General features: G+C 72.6%; 21 protein-coding genes. 3 read left to right on the top strand and 18 right to left on the bottom strand.

Going from position 1 to position 21060, the window contains the following annotated elements; all coding sequences use genetic code 11:
• Nucleotides 1-6 precede the first annotated feature (6 nt).
• Both QI633_RS00645 and QI633_RS00640 read right to left on the bottom strand, forming a co-directional pair.
• Nucleotides 7-951 carry a PDR/VanB family oxidoreductase gene (locus QI633_RS00645; RefSeq protein WP_141796402.1) on the bottom strand — a complete coding sequence of 315 codons (945 nt, stop codon included), beginning with the start codon at nucleotides 949-951 and terminating at the stop codon, nucleotides 7-9.
• Entirely contained in the window at nucleotides 948-2618 is a 1671-nt protein-coding gene (locus QI633_RS00640; RefSeq protein WP_141796403.1) for a histidine ammonia-lyase, read from the bottom strand. The genes QI633_RS00645 and QI633_RS00640 overlap by 4 nt, the downstream gene beginning before the upstream one ends.
• 102 nt (nucleotides 2619-2720) lie before the next feature.
• Between QI633_RS00640 and QI633_RS00635 the strand changes: the two genes are divergently transcribed.
• The 3 genes from QI633_RS00635 to QI633_RS00625 all read left to right on the top strand — a co-directional run bounded on the left by QI633_RS00635 (nucleotide 2721) and on the right by QI633_RS00625 (nucleotide 5729).
• Nucleotides 2721-3899 carry a cytochrome P450 gene (locus QI633_RS00635; protein ID WP_282427780.1) on the top strand — a complete coding sequence of 393 codons (1179 nt, stop codon included), beginning with the start codon at nucleotides 2721-2723 and terminating at the stop codon, nucleotides 3897-3899.
• Entirely contained in the window at nucleotides 3896-5284 is a 1389-nt protein-coding gene (locus tag QI633_RS00630; protein ID WP_282427779.1) for an FAD-linked oxidase C-terminal domain-containing protein, read from the top strand. The genes QI633_RS00635 and QI633_RS00630 overlap by 4 nt, the downstream gene beginning before the upstream one ends.
• 220 nt (nucleotides 5285-5504) lie before the next feature.
• On the top strand, nucleotides 5505-5729 hold the full coding sequence (locus QI633_RS00625) for a PLDc N-terminal domain-containing protein (protein WP_160158125.1): 225 nt from the start codon (nucleotides 5505-5507) through the stop codon (nucleotides 5727-5729).
• A 108-nt stretch (nucleotides 5730-5837) separates the two neighbouring features.
• On the opposite strand, the gene QI633_RS00620 is transcribed toward QI633_RS00625, so the two are convergent.
• The 16 genes from QI633_RS00620 to QI633_RS00545 form a co-directional block, all read right to left on the bottom strand.
• A complete protein-coding gene (locus QI633_RS00620) occupies nucleotides 5838-6929 on the bottom strand; it encodes a histidinol-phosphate transaminase (RefSeq protein ID WP_282427778.1) in 1092 nt (363 codons plus the stop codon).
• Nucleotides 6926-7714: an amino acid ABC transporter ATP-binding protein gene (locus QI633_RS00615; protein WP_282427777.1), complete on the bottom strand. Its 789-nt coding sequence runs from the start codon at nucleotides 7712-7714 to the stop codon at nucleotides 6926-6928. Before QI633_RS00615 ends, QI633_RS00620 begins: the two co-directional genes overlap by 4 nt.
• A complete protein-coding gene (locus QI633_RS00610; protein ID WP_282427776.1) occupies nucleotides 7711-8556 on the bottom strand; it encodes an amino acid ABC transporter permease in 846 nt (281 codons plus the stop codon). Before QI633_RS00610 ends, QI633_RS00615 begins: the two co-directional genes overlap by 4 nt.
• An 80-nt stretch (nucleotides 8557-8636) precedes the next feature.
• The gene (locus QI633_RS00605; RefSeq protein WP_282427775.1) at nucleotides 8637-9527 is read right to left on the bottom strand and encodes an ABC transporter substrate-binding protein; all 891 of its coding nucleotides are present in this window, start codon (nucleotides 9525-9527) and stop codon (nucleotides 8637-8639) included.
• Nucleotides 9528-9643: 116 nt separating this feature from the next.
• Entirely contained in the window at nucleotides 9644-10162 is a 519-nt protein-coding gene (locus tag QI633_RS00600; RefSeq protein WP_282427774.1) for a hypothetical protein, read from the bottom strand.
• Nucleotides 10149-11924 carry an alpha/beta hydrolase gene (locus QI633_RS00595; RefSeq protein WP_282427773.1) on the bottom strand — a complete coding sequence of 592 codons (1776 nt, stop codon included), beginning with the start codon at nucleotides 11922-11924 and terminating at the stop codon, nucleotides 10149-10151. The genes QI633_RS00600 and QI633_RS00595 overlap by 14 nt, the downstream gene beginning before the upstream one ends.
• Nucleotides 11921-12229 (bottom strand): hypothetical protein, encoded by a 309-nt coding sequence (locus QI633_RS00590; RefSeq protein ID WP_141796410.1) that lies wholly within the window; start codon nucleotides 12227-12229, stop codon nucleotides 11921-11923. The genes QI633_RS00595 and QI633_RS00590 overlap by 4 nt, the downstream gene beginning before the upstream one ends.
• Complete coding sequence (locus tag QI633_RS00585; RefSeq protein ID WP_141796411.1) at nucleotides 12226-12774, bottom strand: hypothetical protein; 549 nt, start codon at nucleotides 12772-12774, stop codon at nucleotides 12226-12228. Before QI633_RS00585 ends, QI633_RS00590 begins: the two co-directional genes overlap by 4 nt.
• A gap of 55 nt (nucleotides 12775-12829) precedes the next feature.
• On the bottom strand, nucleotides 12830-13561 hold the full coding sequence (locus tag QI633_RS00580) for an IclR family transcriptional regulator (protein WP_282427772.1): 732 nt from the start codon (nucleotides 13559-13561) through the stop codon (nucleotides 12830-12832).
• A gap of 33 nt (nucleotides 13562-13594) precedes the next feature.
• Nucleotides 13595-14713 (bottom strand): YihY/virulence factor BrkB family protein, encoded by a 1119-nt coding sequence (locus QI633_RS00575; RefSeq protein ID WP_141796413.1) that lies wholly within the window; start codon nucleotides 14711-14713, stop codon nucleotides 13595-13597.
• Nucleotides 14714-14773: 60 nt separating this feature from the next.
• Complete coding sequence (locus QI633_RS00570; protein ID WP_141796414.1) at nucleotides 14774-15694, bottom strand: AEC family transporter; 921 nt, start codon at nucleotides 15692-15694, stop codon at nucleotides 14774-14776.
• A 172-nt stretch (nucleotides 15695-15866) separates the two neighbouring features.
• On the bottom strand, nucleotides 15867-16871 hold the full coding sequence (locus tag QI633_RS00565) for an NAD-dependent epimerase/dehydratase family protein (RefSeq protein WP_282427771.1): 1005 nt from the start codon (nucleotides 16869-16871) through the stop codon (nucleotides 15867-15869).
• Nucleotides 16868-17350, bottom strand: a complete 483-nt coding sequence (locus tag QI633_RS00560) for a hypothetical protein (RefSeq protein ID WP_282427770.1) — start codon at nucleotides 17348-17350, stop codon at nucleotides 16868-16870. The genes QI633_RS00565 and QI633_RS00560 overlap by 4 nt, the downstream gene beginning before the upstream one ends.
• A gap of 44 nt (nucleotides 17351-17394) precedes the next feature.
• Nucleotides 17395-17778, bottom strand: coding sequence for a PLD nuclease N-terminal domain-containing protein (locus tag QI633_RS00555; protein ID WP_141796417.1), 384 nt, complete (start codon nucleotides 17776-17778; stop codon nucleotides 17395-17397).
• Nucleotides 17779-17936: 158 nt separating this feature from the next.
• A complete protein-coding gene (locus tag QI633_RS00550; RefSeq protein ID WP_282427769.1) occupies nucleotides 17937-19103 on the bottom strand; it encodes an acyl-CoA dehydrogenase family protein in 1167 nt (388 codons plus the stop codon).
• Nucleotides 19103-21058, bottom strand: a complete 1956-nt coding sequence (locus QI633_RS00545; protein WP_282427768.1) for a biotin carboxylase N-terminal domain-containing protein — start codon at nucleotides 21056-21058, stop codon at nucleotides 19103-19105. The genes QI633_RS00550 and QI633_RS00545 overlap by 1 nt, the downstream gene beginning before the upstream one ends.
• Nucleotides 21059-21060 lie beyond the last annotated feature (2 nt).

The raw sequence follows: 21060 nt of genomic DNA, 5'->3' as shown, positions 1-21060 counted from the left end.
CTCTCCTCACAGATCCAGGACGATCCGCGCGCCGCGGCACCGCGACACGCAGGGCATCATCATCTCGCCGCTCTCGCGCTCCTCGTCGCTGAGGACGTGGTCGCGATGATCCGGCTCGCCTTCCAGGACGACCGTCTCACACGTGCCACAGACGCCCTCCCGGCAGGAGCTGAGCACCCGGATGCCGGCGTGGGTGAGCGCGTCGAGAACGGTCTGGTCGGCGGCCACGGGGATCTCGGTCCCGTCGGCGATCTCGACCACGAACGCGTGGTCGCCCGCGCGGATCGCGTCCCCGTCGCCGGTGAACCGCTCCAGCACCAGGCGGGTTCCGGGGCGGGCGGCGGCGTACTCCTCGAGCGCGGCCAGCAGCGGCGCCGGGCCGCACGCGTACACGTCCGCGTCGGCACCGCCGAGCCCGTCGAGCGCGGTGGCCAGGTCGATCGGGCCGCCGTCGGTGTCGACGTGGCGCACGACGCGGTCGCCGTACGACGCCAGCTCGTCGACGTACGCCGCCGCGGCCTCGCTGCGGGCCAGGTGCAGCAGGCTCCAGTCCGCGCCGGCGGCGTCGGCGGCCGCGGCCATCGGCAGGATCGGGGTGATCCCGATGCCGCCCGAGACGAGCACGATCCGGCGCTCGCCGACGACGAGCTCGAAGTCGTTGCGGGGTGCGGAGGTGACCAGCTCGTCACCGACCGCGAGGGCGTGGTGGACGTGGCTGGAGCCGCCGCGGCCGTCGGTCTCCTCGAGCACCGCGATCCGCCAGGTGTCGGCGCCGGGCTCCGAGCACAGGGAGTAGGAGCGGGTGAGCTCGTCGGTGAGCACGACGTCGACGTGCGCGCCGGGCGTCCAGCCGGGCAGCGGCGTACCGTTCACCGGCGCCAGCACCAGCTCGCGGACCCGATCGGCGACCTGCCGGGCCGCAGCCACGCGGACCCGGACGTCCGCGGTCACGAGAGGCCCTCCGCGGTCGCGACGACGGCGCCGGAGTGGACCAGCTCGACGGCCTTGCGCAGCCACGGGTAGAGCACCCGGTCCTGGGTGAGGTGCGCGACCGGTTGGCCCTGCGCGTCCTCGCTGCCGCGCACCAGCGCCCGCACTGCCCGGCTGGTCGGGGCGAGCCCGTCCTCGGTGACCTCGTCCTGCAGGATCCGCAGGTCCAGCGCCTGGGCCGCCATGAGCAGCTCGATGGCGACGACGGCCTCGATGTTGGCGACGACCTGGCGGGCGTGCCGGCCGGCGTTGTTGGCCATAGAGACGTGGTCCTCCTGGTTGGCGCAGGTGGGGATCGAGTCGACGGAGTCGGGGTGCGCGAGCGTCTTGCAGTCGGAGACCAGCGCGGCGGCGAGGTACTGCGGAAGCATGTAGCCGCAGTCCATGCCGACCTGCGCGCTGTTGACGAGCATGTCCGGAAGGCCGCGGTTGAGGGTGCCGTCGTCCATCCGGAACAGCCGGCGCTCGGTGATGTTGCCGATCTCGGTGACCGCGATGGCGAGGAAGTCGGCGGCGAAGGCCATGTACTCCGCGTGGAAGTTTCCGCCCGACACGGCCTTCAGCGAGCGCGGCAGGGACGGGAAGATCAGCGGGTTGTCGGTGGCGGCGTTCATCTCGTTCTCGACGAGACCGGCCACGAAGCGCAGGGTGTCGGTGATCGGGCCGAGCACCTGCGGCACGCAGCGCAGCGAGTAGGCGTCCTGCGGGGGCTGGCGGACCGGATCGTGGTCGCGGTCGCCGTCGACCAGCGTCGCGCCGGTGAGCAGCCGGCGGATCCGGGCGGCGACCTCGACCTGGCCGGACTGGCCGCGGGCCTCGTGCAGCTCGGCGATGAACGCGTCACCGAATCCCTTGAGCGCCTCGATCGACATCGCGGCGGTGACCAGGTTGGTGTCGAGCAGGTTCTGCGCGTCGTGCAGCGCGAGCGCGACCTGGGCGCAGGAGAAGGACGTGCCGTTGAGCAGCGCCAGGCCCTCCTTCGCGGCGAGCGCGATCCGCTCGAGGCCGGCGTCGGCCATCGCCTGCGCGCCGGTGACGACCCGGTTGCCGCCCCGGCCATCAAGGAGCACCTCGCCGGAGTTCCGGACGTCCTCCTCGGCGCTCTCGCGGCCCGCGACGCCCCTGGTCATCACGACCGCGAGGTGGGCCAGCGGGATCAGGTCGCCGGACGCGCCGAGCGAGCCGTACTCCGGGATCGCCGGGTGCACGCCCGCGTTGAGCATGTCGACGACGAGCCGGGCGACCTCGGGGCGGACGCCGGAGTGGCCGGACAGCAGGCTCACCGCGCGGATCAGCATGGTGGCGCGGACCAGCTCGGCGTCGACGTACCGACCGATGCCGGAGGCGTTGCTGAGGACCAGGCGGCGCGACAGCTCGGCCGCGTCGGCCGGGTCGGCGAAGGCCTGGCGGCCGGCGAGCGAGCCGAAGCCGGTGTTGATCGAGTAGATCGGGCGCTCCAGGCCGGCGGCCTCGACCCACTCCTGGCTGGCGCGCAGGCGCTCGTCGACGGCGGCGTCGAGCTCGACGCGGGCGCCGTGGCGGGCGACGGCGACGAGGTCCGCGAGCGTGAGCCGGGCGGTGCCGAGGACGACGACGCGGTCGGAGGTCTGCGTCAGGTGAGCGGTCATGGGCACATCGTCGCGGAGGGCCGGCACACCCCGGCAACGCGGATTCTCATCACGCGGGAACCTTCGTTGTTGGCGGCTTCCGGCCGCTCCTACCGTCCCGGCATGAACATCGCCGACGACCCGTACGACGACGCGAACCTGACCGACCCGTACCCGCTCTTCGACCGGATGCGCGAGGCTGGTCCGGCGGTGTGGCTGGACACGTACGACGTCGCGGCGTTCGCCCGGTTCGCCGAGGTCCGCGAGATCCTCGTCGACCACGAGACCTTCATCTCGGGGGCCGGGGTGGGGCCGCGGAACTACCACCACCAGCCGCCGTGGCGCAAGCCCGGCATCCTCGACTCCGACCCGCCGATGCACACCCCGCTGCGCACGGTGATGGCCGACGTGATCAGCCCGCGCAACATGCGCCCGCTGCGCGCCGGCTTCCAGGAGTTCGCGACGCCGCTGGTCGACAAGCTCCTCGACATGCGCGAGTTCGACGCGATCACCGACCTCGCCGAGCTGTTCCCGATCCGGGTGTTCGGCGACGCGGTCGGCATCCCGCGCGAGGGCCGGGCCGAGAACCTGCTCGCGCACGGGGCGATGAACTTCGCGCAGTTCGGACCCGAGGACGCCCGCTACGAGCACTACATGCGGGCCGGCGAGCACACCATCGAGTGGACGATGAACAACTGCGCGCGCGAGAACCTCAGCCCCGACGGGCTCGGCGCGAAGATCTGGGCGCACGCCGACGCCGGCGTGGTCGCGCCGGAGGAGGCCGCCGTACTCGTGCGGGCGCTGCTCTCCGCCGGTCTCGACACCACCGTCATCGCGATCGGCAACACCCTGCGCTGCCTGACCGGGAACCCGGACCAGTGGGACCTCGTACATTCCACGCCGCGGCTCGCGAAGTTCGCCATCGACGAGGCGCTGCGCTTCGAGTCGCCGTTCCAGTCGTTCTTCCGTACGACGTCGCGCGAGGTCTCCTTCGGCGGCGTGACGCTGCCCGAGGACAGCAAGCTGATCGTCTTCCCCGGCGCGGCGAACCGCGACGTGGAGCGGTTCGGCCCGGACGCCGACCAGTACCGGATCGAGCGCGAGGCCGGTGGCCACCTCACCTTCGGGATGGGCATCCACCAGTGCGTCGGCCAGCCGATCTCCCGCCTGGAGATGGAGGTGCTGTTCGGCGAGCTCGCCCAGCGGGTGCGCTCGATCGAGCCCGCCGGCGAGCCGGTGCCGTTCCTGCACAACACGCTGCGCGGGCTCAGCTCGCTCCCGGTGCGTATCGTCCCCGCATGACCACATCGGTGAGTACCTCTGGCTTCGTCACGGATCTGCTCGCCGGGCTCGGCGAGCGCTGCCGGGTCATCACCGACGGCGACCTGCTGGCGTCGTACCGACAGGACATGGCGACCGTCGTCCCCGGTGGCCTGCCCTGCGCCGTCGTGCTGCCGCGGACGACGGCGGAGGTCGCTGCCGCGCTGCGTCTCGCCTCCTCCCACCGCGTTCCGGTGGTGCCGCGCGGCGCCGGGACCTCGCTGGCCGGAGGCGCGAGCGCGGTCGAGGGCTGTCTCGTGCTGTCGACCGAGGCGCTCACCGCGATCAGGTCGCTGGATCCCCTGGACCGGGTGGCCGTCGTCGAGGCGGGCGTCGTCAACGCGGACCTCGACCGGGCGGCGGCCGAGCACGGGCTGATGTTCGCGCCCGACCCGTCGAGCTGGGAGATCTCCACCGTCGGCGGCAATGTCGCGACGAATGCGGGCGGCCTGCGCTGCGTGAAGTACGGCGTCACCCGCCAGTCGGTCCTCGGCCTCGAGGTCGTCCTCGCCGACGGCCGCGTGGTCTCGACCGGCACCCGCACCACCAAGGACGTCGCCGGCTACGACCTCACCGGGCTGCTGGTCGGCTCGGAGGGCACGCTCGGCGTGATCACGGCCGCCACCGTGCGGCTGACGCGACGGCCCGTCGTACCGCCCACGACGGTGGTCGCGGCGTTCGACTCGCTCGAGGCCGCCGGGGTCGCGGTGGCGCGCATCGTGGCGTCCGGGCCGGAGGTGTCGCTGCTCGAGCTGCTCGACGGCACCACGCTGCGCGCCATCGACTCCTGGAAGCGGATGGGGCTGGCCGGCATCGAGGCGATGCTCGTCGTGCAGGTGGACGGACGCTTCGACTCTGACGCTGCTGCGGTCGCCGCGCTGTGCGAGGAGGCAGGCGCCGTCGACGAGCCCGCCGTGTCGACCGACCCGAAGGAGTCCGACGAGCTCCTCGCCATCCGCCGCCTCGCCTATCCCGCCGCCGAGCAGCTCGGCCAGTGCCTGGTCGAGGACGTCGGCGTACCCGTCTCCCGGCTGCCCGAGATGATCCGCCGCATCGACGACGCCGCCGCCCGTCACGGCGTGACCGTGCTGACCGTCGCCCACGCCGGCGACGGCAACCTCCACCCGACCTTCGTCTTCGACCATGGGGCCGTCGGGATCCCCGACGCCGTGGCTGCCGCGGCCGACGAGGTCTTCGCGGCCGCCCTCGAGCTCGACGGCACCATCACCGGCGAGCACGGCGTCGGCGTGCTCAAGGCCGCCTGGCTCGAGCGACAGGTCGGCTCGGCGTCCATGGAGCTGCACCGCGCGGTCAAGGCGGCCTTCGACCCGCTCGGGATCATGAACCCGGGGAAGCTGCTCGCCTGAGCATGTAACACGCCGTCCACCCGACTACACGGCGGTGGTCAGCAGAATCAGCCTCATTTGAGGCCGACTTCTGCGGAGAAGTGGCACCCAGTCAGGTGGACGGCGTGTTACTGCGGCCGGTCCGCTCAGCTGCCCACCGCCGCCTGGGGCCCAGGAAGCGACGAGCCGAGCGCAACCCATCGCCGACCACCGACGGCGTATCGCGACTAGGCTCCGCGACGTGCTCCCCGTGATCGTCGTCGTCCTGGCTCTGGCGGGACTGTGGGCGTGGGCACTCATCGATGTGCTCAGCTGGCCCAGCGCGACGTGGGAGGTCGCCGACCTGAGCAAGGCCCGCTGGGTGGTGCGCATACTGTTGCTCGGCGTCATCGGCGTGGTGCTGTACGTGCGGTCGGCGCGGCGCCCACTGCGCGCTGCGTACCTGACGATCCGCACGGCCGGCTGACGGCGGCCGCCCGCACCCGCCCCGAAGGGGCCAGCACAGGAACACGACCGGCGGGGACCGGACGTGCCCGCCCGATCCCCGCCACTCACCCTCGCCTCCCGGGGGCCCTCACTCCCAGGCGGCGAGCACCTCTGCGAGCACCGCCCGCAGGTCCGGGTCACCGACGGTGATCCGGACGCCTTCGCCGGCGAAGGGCCGCACCAGCAGCCCGTGCGCGCGGCACAGGTCGGCGAACTCCGCCGACCGGGGCCCGAGCGGGAGCCAGACGAAGTTCCCCTCCGCCTCCGGTACGACGATGCCGCGCCCGCCGAGCAACGCGGCCACCCGCGTCCGCTCCTCCCGGGTCGACGCCACCCGGGCGGCGAGGACCGACGGATGGGCGAGGGAGGCCAGGGCGGCGGCGACGGCCACCGACGAGACGGGGAAGGGTGGGAGGACCGAGCGCACCGCGCCCGCGACCTCCGCAGACGAGACCAGGTAGCCCGCCCGCAGGCCGGCGAGGCCGTGGGCCTTGGAGAAGGTGCGCAGCACGACCACGTTCCCCCGCCGAGCCAGCTCGGGCACGGACATCGACGCGGGCCGGGAGCGGGCGTCGTACTCCGTGTATGCCTCGTCCAGCACCACCAGCACGTCGGGGGGCACGGAGTCGAGGAAGTCCGACAGGGCGGACCACGACACGACCGTGCCGGTGGGGTTGTTGGGGTTGCAGACGATCACCACCCGCGTCGAGGCACCGATCGCGGCCGCCATCGCTGCCAGGTCGTGCGACCCGTCCGGCCGAAGCGGCACCGGCACGGACCGGCCACCGGCGACCTGGACGCTGAGCGGGTACGCCTCGTACGAGCGCCACGCCATCACCACCTCGTCGCCGGGCCGCAGGTAGGCGAGCAGGAGCCGGTCGAGCAGCGGGAGCGCCCCGTCGGCCACCGCCACCGACGAGTCCGAGACCCCCAACGACCCGGCCAGAGCGGCCGCCAGGTCGGCACCGCCGATCAGCGGGTACCGCGTGGCGCCCGAGACAGCGGCGAGCGCCGCGTCCAGCACCGGCCCGGTCAGCCCGCCGGGCGCCTCGTTCGAGGACGCCCGGACCCGGACCGGGACCGGACCCGGGGCGACGGAGGAGTACGCCGCCAGCCCGGCCAGGTCCGGCCGGGCCGACGGGCCGACACGGGCGACACGGTCGACACGGGCGACGCTCACGCCAGCACCTTGGACAGGAACGCCTGGGTGCGCGCCTCCCGCGGCCGCTCCAGCACCTCGGCGGGCGGGCCGGACTCGACGACCACGCCGCTGTCCATGAAGTACACGCGGTCCGCGACCTCCCGGGCGAAGCCGAGCTCGTGGGTCACCACGATCATCGTCATCCCGTCGTCGGCGAGCTGGCGCATCACGGCCAGCACGTCTCCGACCAGCTCGGGGTCGAGCGCGGAGGTCGGCTCGTCGAAGAGCATCAGCTCGGGCTGCATCGCCAGCGCCCGGGCGATCGCCACCCGCTGCTGCTGGCCGCCGGAGAGCTGCGAGGGGTAGTTGTCGACCCGGTCGGCGAGGCCCACCCGGTCGAGCAGGGCCCTCGCCCGCCGCTCGACGACCGAGCGCTTCTCCCGGCGGACCACCATCGGGCCCTCCATCACGTTCTCCAGCGCGGTGCGGTGCGCGAAGAGGTTGAAGCCCTGGAAGACCATCCCGATCCCGGAGCGGCGTACGGCGACCTCGCGCTCGTTGAGCTCCTTGAGCTTGTCGCCGTGCGGGCGGTACCCGACCCGGTCGCCGCCGACCCACATCTCGCCCCGGTCGAACTTCTCCAGGTGGTTGATGCAGCGCAGGAAGGTGCTCTTGCCGGACCCGGAGGGGCCGAGCAGGCAGACCACCTCGCCGCGGGCGACCGACATGTCGATGCCCTTGAGCACCTCGACGTGGCCGAAGGACTTGTGCACGTCCCAGGCCTGGAACATCGGCTCCTGCGAGCCGTCGGCACGAGCACTCATGCGACCGCCTCCCCCTTGCGCCCGCGACTCCCCTTGCGGCTGACCCGGTGGTTCGAGAAGCCGCGGCCGAAGTGCCGCTCGATGAAGTACTGACCGACGGAGAGCACCGCCGAGATCGCGAGGTACCAGAGCGCGGCCACGATGAGCAGCGGGATGGTCTGGTAGGTCCGCGAGTAGATGTTGGACGCGGTGGTCATCAGCTCGGTGTAGCCGATCACCAGCACCAGCGCGGTGTGCTTGAGCATGCCGATCGTCTCGTTGCCGGTCGGCGGGATGATCACCCGCATCGCCTGCGGCAGCACGACCCGGCGCATCACCTGCGAGCGCCGCATGCCGACCGCGCTGGCCGCCTCGGCCTGGCCCGGCGGGACCGAGAGGATGCCGGAGCGCACGATCTCGCTCATGTACGCCGCCTCGTTGAGCCCGAGGCCGAGCAGCGCCGCGGTGAGCGGCGAGATCAGCTCGTTGGCGCTCCACGACACGCCGCCGACGCCGATGGTCGGGTAGAGCGCGGCGAGGAAGTACCAGAACAACAGCTGCACGAGCAGCGGCGTACCGCGGAAGAACCAGGAGTAGGTCCAGGCGGCCGACGACAGGATCGGGTTCGGCGAGAGCCGCAGCACGGCGATCACGACGCCCAGCCCGACGCCGATCGCCATCGCGGCGGCGGTGAGCATCAGCGTCTTCGCGACGCCCTGCAGGATCGGCTGGGCGAACAGGTAGTCACCGACGACGTCCCACTGGAAGCGCTCGTTGCCGATGACCTGGGTGATCCCGCCCGCCACGATCAGGAGGACCACCACCGCCATCGCCCAGCGGGCCGGGTGCCGGGTGGGGAGCACGACCCGGGCGTCCCGCCCGTCCCGCGCAGGGACGGGACGGGACGGGGCCGGAGCGGAGTTTTCGGTCACGGGAACCGAGGTCACTGGGTGCCGCCGTTGATGGTGAACTCGTCGATGGCGCCGCTCTCGAGACCGAACTTCTCCAGCGCCTTGTCGTACTCGCCGTTGTCCTTGAGCGCCTGCAGCGCCTGCTGGACGGCCTTCTGGAGCTCGTCGGTGCCCTTGGCGAACACGATGCCGAACGGCTGCGACTCGTAGGGCTTGCTCATGACGAGTCCCTCGGTCTGCGAGGCGGCGTACGCGCCGGGCGCGCTGTCCATCAAGATCGCGTCGACGCGCTCGTTCTGCAGCGCGAGGATGACCTGGTTCTGGCCGGGGAAGACCGTCGCCTTGATCGGGTCCTTGCCGTCGGCCTCGCACTGCTTGGAGGCCTCCTCGGCCTGCGGGACCTCGGTGGTGCCCTTGACGACCGCGACCGTGGTGCCGCACATGTCGGCCAGGGTCGTGTACTTGTCGGCGTCCGCCTCGTGGGTCATGATCCCGGCGCCCGCGGCGAAGTAGTCGACGAAGTCGACCTCCTTCTGCCGCTCGAGGTTGTCGGTCATCGCCGACATCGCCATCTGGTAGCGGCCCGAGGCGAGGCCCGGGATGATCGCGTCGAAGGCGATGTTGTCGAACTCGATGTCGATGCCGAGCTGCTTCTCCAGCCCGTCGGCGATCTCGCGGTCGATGCCGAGCACCGTCTTGTTGTCGGTGTCGAGGAACTCGAACGGCGGGTACTCGACGTTGCTCGCGATGGTGATCGACTTCTTGCCCTGCAGGTCCTTCGGGAGGGCGCTGTGCAGCGGGGCGGACTTGTCGTACGACGGCTTCTCGTCGGCCTCGCTGCTGCCGCCGCACGCGGAGAGCAGGACGGGCAGGGCGAGAGCGAGGGCGGCGGCGGACAGGGAGAGGGTGCGGGGTCGCGTCATGATGCGGTGCGCTCCTGGCGGCTGGTGGGTGTCGTGGATCACAGGAGGATCCGGCCGCGGAGCAGGGCGCAACAATCGCCGTTCCCATGGCGTGGGAACCGGGCGTTTCGGTGACGTTATTTCTCAGTGGCGAGGAGGTCGACGCGGCGGTCGTCGTCGTCGAGGAAGCCACCGTCCGCGACGTCGACGCACTCGGCACTGGTGAGCGCGAACCCGAGCAGCCGCTCACCGTGCTTGGCCTGCGAGAGGCCGAGCCGCAGGCCGTCGCGGCCCAGGTTGGCCCAGGGCCGGCCGCCGTCGGTGCCCTCCGTCACGACCACCCAGCCCGCGGCGAGCAGCGCCTCCCGGGCGGCGGCGAACTGGGCAGGGACCTCCGCAGGGGTCCCCGCGACCGCGCCGCCACTGCGGTAGGTGACGCCGGGAGCCGGCTCGGAGCGGCAGTACTCCGCGGCCCCCGCCGCGCGGGTGACCTCGAGCCCGGCGCCGGCGAGCACGCCGACGACCTCGCGGGTCCGCGCGACCACGGAGTCCTGCAGTCGGGCCAGTCCGGCCGCGCCCTTCCGGTCATCCACGCCGCACCCTCCCAGGATCAGCACGACGGCGAGCGCCGCCACTCCCAGGCTACGGAACGTCATCGGCACGGGTGTCCGAGCGCCCCGGCACGTTCGTCGTCGGGTCGCGGTCGGCCTCCGGGTCGACGGCCCAGCGCCACCACGGGTCGTGGCTCTGCGCGGCCCCGTTGACCTCGTCGCCGTGGCCGTCGACGATCTTGCCGAGGTTGTAGAGCGACTCCGACTCGTGGTCGTAGTAGCGGCTGTGGTCGTCGAAGTTCCGGATCGCACCACGGTCGACCGACTCGGCCTCGAACCGGTGCGCCCCGAAGTCCTCCGAGGACGGGTCGACGCCGAGCCCGCCGGGGTTGTGGTAGGCACCCTCGTCGCCGAAGAAGGCGACGGCGTCGCGACTGTTGCGGCCGTCGTAGACGTGGTCGGCACCGACGCTGAAGTCCGCCGCGGTGTCGGCCGGCCCCGCGCCGGGGCTGCCGATCAGCACCACGTCGTCGGCGGCCAGGTCGTGGTCGGTGGCGGCGTACGACGTCGTGGTCGAGCCGTAGCTGTGCCCGATCACGGTGAGGTGGGCGGGGTCGTCGGACCGGGAGGCGCGCAGCCCCTCGACCGCGTCGGCGAGCCGCTGCCCGCCGTCCTCGGCCCGTCCGGTCGTGATCGTGTCGAGGTCGATCGCGCCCTCGGGGGTGTTGTAGCCGAGCCAGAACAGGGTCGCCACCGAGGAGCCGTCGCCGTTGTAGCGGGCCGACTCGTAGAGCCGGATCGCCTCGTCGGTGTAGCCGCCGACGTCGTCCATCTCGGACCTGATGCCGGGCACCTGCACGGAGACGTCGTCGGCGGTGTCGAGATCGCCGACGCCCACCGCGACCCGGCCGTCGCCGTCGAACGCCGCCGGGTCGTAGAGCCAGAGCGTGCCGCCGGGCTTCTCGCCCGTGGTCGGGTCGACGAAGCCGTCGGCCTTCTCCACGGCCTTCTGGGTGGCCCGCGCGTTGTCCAGCACCTTGCGCTCGTCGGCGGAGAGGGTGCCGTCCGCCTCCTTGGCGCCCAGCCGGGCGAGGTCGTCGTCGAGCAGCACCCGGTTGGCCTGGTCCCTCGTGTCCGCGGGCAGCCCGTCGGCCGAGCCGATCAGGCCGGGGTAGGCCGCGATGACCGCCTCCCGCTCGGCGTCGGTCAGGTGCTCCCACCAGTCCCGCACCTGCGCGGGCGTGGCGCCCGTGCCCGGCGCACCGGGCTTGTCCATGGCGCTGCGCGCCGTCTCCGGTACGCCGCCCGCCGCGGACAGTCCCTCGGCCAGGGTGTCCGCCGCCTGGAACGCCTGGCGCAGCAGGTCCTCGTTCTCCCGGACCCGGCGCTGCAGGGTGTCGTGGTCGGTCACGAGGGTGGCGTAGCCGGTGCGCAGGTCGGTGGCCCGCTCCTGCAGCGCGGCGACCACCCCGGGCGTGGCCTCGGTGGTCGCGTCGATGTCGGCGATCAGGGTGGTCCGCCGCTCGTCGAGCCCGCCCTTGCGCTCGACGAGGGTGCCGTGGGTGGCGGTCAGGTCGCGCAGCGTGTCGGCGTACGACGTCACGGCCCGGCCGACCCGGCGGACGGTGGCGGCCATGGCGGTGTGCTCGGTGGCCGCGTTGCCGGAGGCGACGACATAGGCGTCGTACGCGACGCCCCACCAGTAGCCGGTGAGGTTGCGCAGCTGCGTGGCCTCCTCGCCGAACTCCTCGTAGCGCGCGGCCGTCGTGTAGAGCGTCTCGGCGAGGGTGTCGCACTGGGCTGCGTCGCCGGGCGGCTCGGGCAACGTGGCCGGCTGGGACGGCGGGACCACGATGGTGACGCTCACCGCGTCGGCCCCAGGCGTCCGTCGAGCTGGGTGTAGCGCTGGTCGACGCTGTCGTCGGTGTTGAGGTAGTCGTCGGACGCGGCCGTCAGCGCGTCGGCGAAGCCGCGGGCGATGAGCGCGCTCTCGCCCGCGAAGCCCGACCAGCGCTCCAGGAAGAGCACCCCGGCGGGCTGGACGCTCGGCGGCAGGCCGGCGGTGCTCGCCGTGCTGAGGGCGCTCTTCGAGCCGGTCATCAGCTGGTCGAGGTGCTCCCAGTCGGTGATCGACCGGGACATCGCGTTGTACTCGATGCCGGAGACGCTCATCGCGCACCGTCCAGCAGGTACGGCCCGGAGCGGACGGTCAGGAAGAACCTCCCGGTGGCAGGCACCAGGACCAGGTCGATCTCTTCGCGGCCGTGGCGGACGGGCCGGCCGGCCAGCACCCGTGGCATGCCGTCGGGCGGGGTGAGCACCCGCCAGTCCTCGTCGCCCAGCAGCGCGGCCGCCCGCTCGAGGACGCCGGCGGCGGTGACCGGCTCCATCCCGAGCCGGGTCCAGGTGGCCTCGTGGCGGGACACCTCGGGCGTCGCGCCGGTGGTCCAGCGGTCCCGCCACTCGTCGGGCTCGGTCGCGCCGACCAGCCGGTCCCACAGCTCCGCCACCCGGGCCGCGCACTCCGCGGTCGCCGCCTCGAGGCTCGTCTGCGGGATCGGCTCGCGGAGCTGCTCGGAGAGCTGCTCGGCCGGCTCGGCGGGTCCGGCCGGTGGCAGCAGGACCAGTTCGACGTCGGGGTGCCGCCGTCGTACCACCGACCAGAACGGGTCGGCCGCCACCCGGGCCGCCGCCTCGGGTCCACCCAGGAAGGCCATGCCCCTCCCTTCCCCAGGGAAGCGCTGAGCAATCCCGGCAGCAGACCGGAGAGGATCAGGCGTCGATCTCGGCCGACATCTCGGTCGCCGCCGCCCGCAGCAGCCGGGTGGTGCGGCGCACCCACTCCGCGTTGTCGCACCGGTCCGAGGGTCCGGCGATGGTCAGCGACGCAGCGCACTCGCCGTTGCTGAACACGGGTACGGCGACCGCGATCGCCCCCTCCTTGAACTCGCCGCGCGACACGGCCAGCTGGTCGCGGCGTACCTGGGCGAGGGCGGCGGGCAGCTCATCGGGCTTGATGGTGGCTGCCGAGTAGGAGACCAGGTTGGCGAGGGCGACCTCGACGATCGGGCGGGGGGCGTAGGCGAGGAGCAGCCGCTGGCCGGCACCGGCGTACAGCGGCAGCAGCTCGTTGATCCGGAAGGCGTAGCGGTCGGGCGCCGGCGAGACGGACTGGCGCAGGCAGATGGCGTGCGAGCCCGCGCGCACGGCGAGCACCGCGGTCTCACCGGTCTGGTAGGTCAGCGTGCGCAGGTACTCCCCCGCGACCTCGACGAGCCGGGTGTGGGTGAGGTGCTCGCCCGAGATCTCCATCAGCCGCCAGCCCGGGACGTAGACGCCCTGGGACTCCTCGATCAGTCCGTAGTCGCGCAGCGAGCGGACATAGCGGTACGCCGTGCTCGTGGCGAGCCCCAGCTCCTCGGCGACCTCGGCGACGCTCACCTGGCCGTTGCGGGCGATCGCGATGAGGACGTCGAGTCCGCGGGTGAACGAGTTCTGGGCCATGGCTGTGGTCGAATCGGGTCGGGTCGGGTCGGTTCAGACGGACGGGGGCAGGTTGACCGGCTGGGTCGCCTCCTCGGCCGCCTCCGGGCGGGGCGGCCGGCCGGGGATGTGCTGCTTGTGGACCTTCTCGGTGCGCGGGTCGAGGAGGATTTCGTGGGAGTCGCCGTCGCGGCCGTCGAAGCGGACCGTGACGGTCTCGAAGCCCTTGTGCCGCTGCATCTGGGCGTACATCGCGTAGGCACGGCGGTCCGCCTCGGTCAGGTCGACGGAGTCGGTGAACGGCGTCAGGAGCGCGCGTGGCCACAGCCTGCGGGCGAGCACGACGTTGACCTCGATGCCCAGCACGCCCATCACCGCACCGATGTAGAGCAGGCCCATCAGGCCGAGGACGACCCCGAACGCCTCGGTCATGTTGTTGCGGTGTGTGCTGGCGATGACGTTGGTGACGTACCAGGTGCCGATCCACTGCAGGGCCTGCCAGAGCACCGCGACGGTGAAGCCACCGGGCGCGGCCCGAATCCCTCGGTCGCGGATCGCCCGGGCGGCCGCCATCCGCAGCAGCACGGTCATCACCGAGCCGAGGATCCCGACGGTCAACAGCCGCACCAGCCAGTGGAACCACCCGTGCCGGGACAGGTCGCCGACCAGGTTAGTCTCGGTGAGCACCGCCGAGCCGACGAAGACGGTGAAGATCGCGGTGCCGGCCACGGCCAGGATGAACAGGCTGTTGACCCGGGTCATCACCGGGTGCGGGCGGCTGTTGCGCGGCACGGCCCATGCCGCCGACTGCACGTTCTGCAGCGCGAGGCCGAGCCCGAGCGCGCCGTACAGCGCCGTCAGCGAACCCACGATGATGCCGCCGGTCGAGCCCTGGATGCCCTCCGGCCGCCCGAGCGCGTCGCCGATGATCGGGAACTGGCCCAGCGCCGAGTCGAGGACCTGCTCCTGCAGCGCCTCGCGGCCCTCCAGGATGAACCCGAGGATCGACGTGCCGAGCAGCATGAGAGGGAAGATCGACAAGAAGGCGTAGAAGGTGAGGATCGCCGCGAGGTAGTTGCCCTGGTCGTCGAAGAACTTGTAGATGACCGCGAGCGGGAAGCCGACAGCGGGCTTGCGCCGCTGCGCCCGATCGAGGTCTCCGACAACTCCCACAGGCGCAACCTATGACATCGACCCCACGCGCCACGGGAGGGTCTCCCCCCGGCGGCCCGATCAGGCCAGCAGCGCGGAGATCCCGATCGCCACCGGCGCCGAGGCGAGGGTGGACACGAAGATGGCGTCGCGGGCCAGCAGCACGCCGCGCTCGTATCTCATCGCGACGACGAACACGTTCTGAGCGGTCGGGAGCGCGGAGAGCAGGGTCACCGCGAACAGGTCGGTGCCGTCGAGACCGACCCCGAACCTCCCGACGACGTACGCCGCCACCGGCTGGACCACCATCTTCAGCGAGGTGACCGTGGCCAGCGCCCGCGGCGTCACCCCGCGCCCCGGCAGCGGACCGAGGCGGAGCGCGACGCCGTACGCGATCAGCATGGCGGGCACCGCCATCCCACCCACCAGCTCCAGCGGCGCGTGCACGACCTGCGGCAGCTCGGTGTCGGTGCCGGCGAGCAGCAGGCCGGCGAAGGACGCGATCGTCAGCGGGTTGGTGACCGGCCGCGACGCGATCTTGAGGAGCGACGGGCGCTCCGGGCTGGTCACCACGTCGAGGACCGTCAACGCCAGCGGCTGGAGCACCAGCAGCTGCATCAGCAGCGCCGGGACGACCAGCGCCGCGTCACCGAGCGCGTACGCCGCGATCGGGATGCCGAGGTTGCCCGCGTTGACGTACGCCGAGCACAGGCTCGCGACCACCGCGGTGCCGGCGTCGAGGCGTCGTACCCGTGCGATCGCGGCCATGATCCCGGCGCTGACGACCACGCCGGCGGCCGTCGCGACCAGCGGCCCGGACAGCACCCGGGACGGGTCGGAGTCCTCCAGCACGGTGACCAGCAGCGCCGGGCTCGCGAGGTAGAACGACGCCAGCGACAGGCTGCGCTGGCCGTGCAGGTCGACGATGCCGCGGTCGGCCAGGAGCGCGCCGAGGGCGATGACGATCGCGATCGTCCCGAAGCCCTCCAGCACACCGCCCACGGGTCGATCCCATCACCCGCGGCCCACCGGCGGTCGAGGAGGTCGCGCAGCGACCGTCTCCCCGGCGGTCGAGGAGGTCGCGCAGCGACCGTCTCCCCGTCGGTCGAGGAGGTCGCGCAGCGACCGTCTCCCCGGCGGTCGAGGAGGTCGCGCAGCGACCGTCTCGAGACCCTCAGGGGTGCAGCGGCGGCATCCCGGAGCCGGCCGACCGGGCGGCCCCCGACAGGAACGCCTCGATCGCCTCGGCGGCGGTGTGCTGCGGCGACCAGTCGAGCTCGGCGCGGGCCCGGTCCGTCGCGAGCAGCGGTACGGCGAGCAGCGCTTCCGCGAGCGAGCCGGGCACGCCGACCAGGTGGGCGAGCCAGCCGAGGTCGAGCGCGCCGCTGACCAGGCGGGGCGGTACCTCGACGGTCGGTGCGCCGACGATCTCGCCGAGCTCCTGGCGGCGCAGCACCCCGGCGGCCGCCAGGTTGAACGCCCCGGTGACCGGCCGCTCGACCGCGGCGACGATGGCGCGTGCGACGTCCTCCGCGTGCACCGCCTGGAGCCGCAGCCCACGCGGGACCGGCAGGGCAGGGATCAGCCGCGTGTCGAGCATCCGCGGCCGCAGCAGCGGGCCACCGAAGATCCGGCGCTGCTCGCTCGCCGCGGAGCGCTGGAACACGAACGCCGGCCGGATCCGTACCACCCGGGTGTCCTCGCCGGACGCCTCGAAGGCGTCGAGCACGCGCTCGTTGTAGGCCTTCTCGCGGCAGTAGGCCGCCGCGGACGACCCGTCGGTCTCCCAGCCCTCGTCGACCAGGTCGTCGTGGTGGGCCGGCGAGTAGGCGGCCACGGAGGAGGCGCAGACGAGCGTGGGGACCCGCTGGCGTCGTACGGCGGACAGCAGGCGGCGGGTGCCGACGGCGTTGGTCCGCCACGTCTCCTCCGGGCGGTGGGTCGGCTGGAACTTCCAGGCGAGATGGACGACCGCGTCGGCGCCCTCGAGCACCGGGTCGAGGTCGTCGGTTCCGACGTCGGTGGGTCGCCAGGTGACCGACCCCTCCGCGACGGCGCGGTCGGACAGCTCGGGGCGACGGCGCGCGACGCCCACGACCTCGTGCCGGCCGCCGGCGGTGAGCTCCCGGATCACGGCGCTGCCGATATTCCCGGACGCGCCGGTGACGACGACCCTCATGACACGATCCGACGGCGAGCGGTGGTCAGGTGCAGCTGCGCCAGGAGGTCGAGCTGCCGGTCGGACCGGGCGACGAGGTCGTCGAGGAGTGCGGCGTCGAGCCGCGGTTCGTCGTCGGCGACCGAGCGCAGCGCCTCCCAGCCGCAGCGCTTGCCCCAGACCGCGATCCGCAGCGCCTCGATCTCGACGAGGTCCGTGAGGGGTGCGCGGGTGAGGATCCGGCCGTTGGGCTTGAGCCGACCGAGCTCGGCGCCCGCCTTCGCCGCGACCGTCCCGAGCGTGCTCGGGGAGGTGCCGACGTCGTGCATGATCCGGCGCAGCGTCTCGCGCTCGTCGGCGACCTCGTCGGCGAGGCTGTCGATGGCGGTCGCGACCGTGGCGATGGCGTGGGTGCGGGCCACCCGCCGGAACAGGGACACGCCCGCCGTCGATCCCGCCCAGTGGTGCTGCAGATAGCCGTGGAGTACCTCGTCGTCCATCCTCACCGCGTACCCGTTGCGGCGCGCGACAGACTGATTCAGGCTCAGACCGGCTCGGGACCCTCCTGCTCGCGCCGCTCCTGCTCCCGCTTCCTCTGCTCGTGCGCGCGACGCTGCTCCTCGGCCCGCTCGCGCACCTTGCGCAGGAACTCCTCGTCCTTCTCGGGGTCCGCGGCGGCGAAGCGGCCGCGGCGCTCGTACTCCGGATAGCTCGGCGCCGCGCCCTGCTCGCGGGTCAACGGCCGCTCGGTGACCGGACGGCCCGCGATGAACCAGGCGATCGAGCCGGCCAGCGGGAAGAAGAACACGATGAGCAGCCACCAGGTCTTGGCGAGGTTGCGGACGCTGTCCTCGCGCGCGGTGATCACGTCGACCAGGCAGTAGACCCAGAGGATGAGGACCAGGAGGGGCGGCAGCAGGCGCAGCATCTCGGCATTGTGCCCCGCCGCGCTGCCCGCCGCGCCAGTTTCACCGGCCGGCCGGTGAAACTGGCGGGGGTTGGACGACAAAACTGGCGCTTGGACGAGGAAGCTTCCTCGTCCAAGCGCGAGTTTCACCGGCCGGCCGGTGAAACTCCCTCCGCGCCTCAGTACGACTTCGGCAGCCCCAGCGAGTGCATGGCGACGAAGTTGAGGATCATCTCCCGGCTGACGGGGGCGATCCGGCCCAAGCGGGCGGCGACGAGCTGGTTGCCGAGGCCGAGCTCGGTGGTCAGGCCGCTGCCGCCGTGGGTCTGTACGGCGACGTCGAGCGCGTTGCAGGCGATCTCGCCGCCGGCGTACTTGGCCATGTTGGCGTACTCGCCGGCCGTGAAGTCGTCGCCCGCGTCGTAGAGCGCGGCGGCCTTCTGCATCAGCAGCCGGGCCTGCTCGAGCTCGATCTTCACCTTGGCCAACGGGTGCGCGATGCCCTGGTGGGCACCGATCGGCTGGTCCTTCCACACGGTGCGGGTCTTGGCGTAGTCGACCGCCTTCTCCAGGGCGTAGCGGGCCTGGCCGCAGGTCATCGCCGCGCCCATGATCCGCTCCGGGTTCAGGCCGGCGAACAGCTGCCACAGTCCGCCGTCCTCGTCGCCGACCAGGGCGTCGGCGGGCAGTCGCACGTCGTCGAAGAAGAGCGTCCACTGCTTCTCCGGCGCGACGAACTCCATCGGGATGTGCTGCCGCTCGAGGCCTGGGGCGTCGGTCGGCATGAGGAACAGCGCGGGCTTGAGCTTGCCGGTCTTGGCGTCGGCGGTGCGCGCCACGACCAGGATCACGTCGGCCTCGTCGACGCCGGAGATGAACGTCTTCTGGCCCTTGATCACCCACGAGTCGCCGTCGCGGGTGGCGGTGGTGGTGATCTGGTGGCTGTTGGAGCCCGCGTCGGGCTCGGTGATGGCGAAGGCGGCGACGGTCTCGCCGCTGGCGATGCCGGGCAGCCACCGCTGCTTCTGCTCCTCGGTGCCGCAGCGGGTGATGATCGAGCCGACGATCGCCGGTGAGACGACCATCATCAGCAGCGGGGCGCCCTGCGCGGACGCCTCCTCGAGGACCGCCGCCAGGTCGCCCATGCCGCCGCCACCGCCGCCGTACTCCTCGGGGATGTTGACCCCGATGAAGCCGTGCTTGCCGAAGTCGTTCCACAGGTCGGTGGTCTTGCCGCCCGACCGGGCCTGCTCGGCGACGTACGCGTGGCCGTACTTCGCGGCGAGTGCCTTGACGGAGTCGCGCAGCGCGACCCGCTCCTCGGACTCGGTGAACGGGATGGTCATCAGTTGTCCTCCTCGGAGCTCTCCGGCTCCACGACGGCGAGCACGACGCCCGCCTCGACCTGCTGACCGGCGGTCGCCGACAGCTCGGTGACGGTGCCCGCGTAGGGCGCCGCGATGGTGTGCTGCATCTTCATGGCCTCCATCACGAGGATGGTCTGGCCCTCCTGTACGACGTCCCCGACGGCGGCGCTCACGGACACGACGCTGCCCGGCATGGGCGCGAGCAGCGAGCCGGCGGCCACCTGGGTGGACGGGTCGACGAAGCGCGGGACGATGCGGAGCGTGGCGCCGCCGCGCGGACCGTCGACGAGCACGGCATCCCCGCTCACCCGGACCGCGTAGCGCCGGGTCACCCCGTCGACGTCGACCACGACCTCCGAAGGCGACGCGGACACGACGACCACGTCGTCGCGATCGGCGCTGCGGTAGCCGTCGCGGCCGCCGTACCAGAGCACCTCGACCTCCTCGGCGCCGAGACCGAAGCGGGTCGAGCGCGGCGCGGCGACGACGTTGCGGAAGCCGGCCGGGATCCGGGACTGCACCGTGGCGGCGAGCCGGCGGTGCTCGGCGAGCGCGACCGCGCCGACCAGCGGAAGCAGGTCGTCGGCGCCCCCGGCCGCGAGGGTCTCCGGGTGGTCGCCGTAGAACGAGGTCGCCAGGCCGGCCGGGTCGAGGAAGGCCGGGTGTCGCAGCGACGCGACGAGCTGGTCGCGGTTGGTGACCAGGCCGTGGATCCGGGCCCTCTCCAGCACCCGCGCGAGCGACCGCGCGGCCTGCTCCCGGGTCGGCGCCCAGGTGATCACCTTCGACAGCATCGCGTCGTAGAAGGTGCCGACCTCGTCCCCGGTCTCGAAGCCGGTGTCGAGGCGGGTGCCGAAGCCGTCGAGGGCGAAGGTGTCGTCGTGCTCGACCTCGAGCTCGAGCAGCCGCCCGGTCTGCGGGGCGTAGTCCGCCGCCGGGTCCTCGGCGTAGAGGCGGACCTCAATCGCGTGGCCGACCGGCTCGGTGACCGCGGGGACCGGCCGGCCCTCGGCGACCGCGATCTGCAGCTCGACCAGGTCGACGCCGTGGATCAGCTCGGAGACAGGGTGCTCGACCTGGAGCCGGGTGTTCATCTCCAGGAAGAAGAACCGCTCGGTGTCGGCGTCGTAGAGGAACTCGACGGTGCCGGCGCCGACGTAGTCGACCGCCTCGGCCGCGGCCCGCGCAGCGTCGTGCATCGCGGTGCGCACGGCGTCGGACAGGCCGGGCGCGGGCGCCTCCTCGACCACCTTCTGGTGGCGACGCTGCAGCGAGCAGTCGCGGGTGCCGAAGACCTCGACGTTCCCGGACCGGTCGCCGACGACCTGGACCTCGACATGGCGGCCGCGCTCGACGTACGGCTCGACGAAGACGGTGCCGTCGCCGAACGCCGACTCGGCCTCGGCCGAGGCCTTCTCCACCTCGCCGGCCAGCTCGCCGAGCGAGCGCACGACCCGCATGCCGCGGCCACCGCCGCCGGCCGACGCCTTGACCAGCAGCGGCAGGTCGGCCTCGGTCGCGGTGTCGACGGTCAGGTTGCCGAGCACCGGCACGCCGGCGGCGTCCATCAGCTTCTTGGACTCGATCTTGGAGCCCATCGAGTCGATCGACGACGGGTCGGGACCGAGCCAGACGAGCCCGGCGTCCGCGACCTGGCGGGCGAAGCCGGCGTTCTCGGAGAGGAAGCCGTAGCCGGGGTGGATCGCGTCGGCGCCCGCCCGCAGCGCGGCGGCGATGACGAGGTCGCCGCGGAGGTAGGTCTCGGCGGGGGTGTTCCCCGGCAGCCGTACGGCGGCGTCCGCCTCCCGCACGAACGGCAGGTCCGCGTCGGCGTCGGAGTGCACGGCCACCGTCTCGATGCCGAGCCGGCGGGCCGTGCGGAACACGCGCCGGGCGATCTCGCCGCGGTTGGCCACGAGGATTCGGGTGATCATGG

This window comes from Nocardioides sp. QY071 (genome assembly GCF_029961765.1).
GTDB lineage: Bacteria > Actinomycetota > Actinomycetes > Propionibacteriales > Nocardioidaceae > Nocardioides.
The sequence above is the reverse complement of the archived record's forward strand: the minus strand, read 5'-3'. Positions and strand labels throughout refer to the sequence as shown.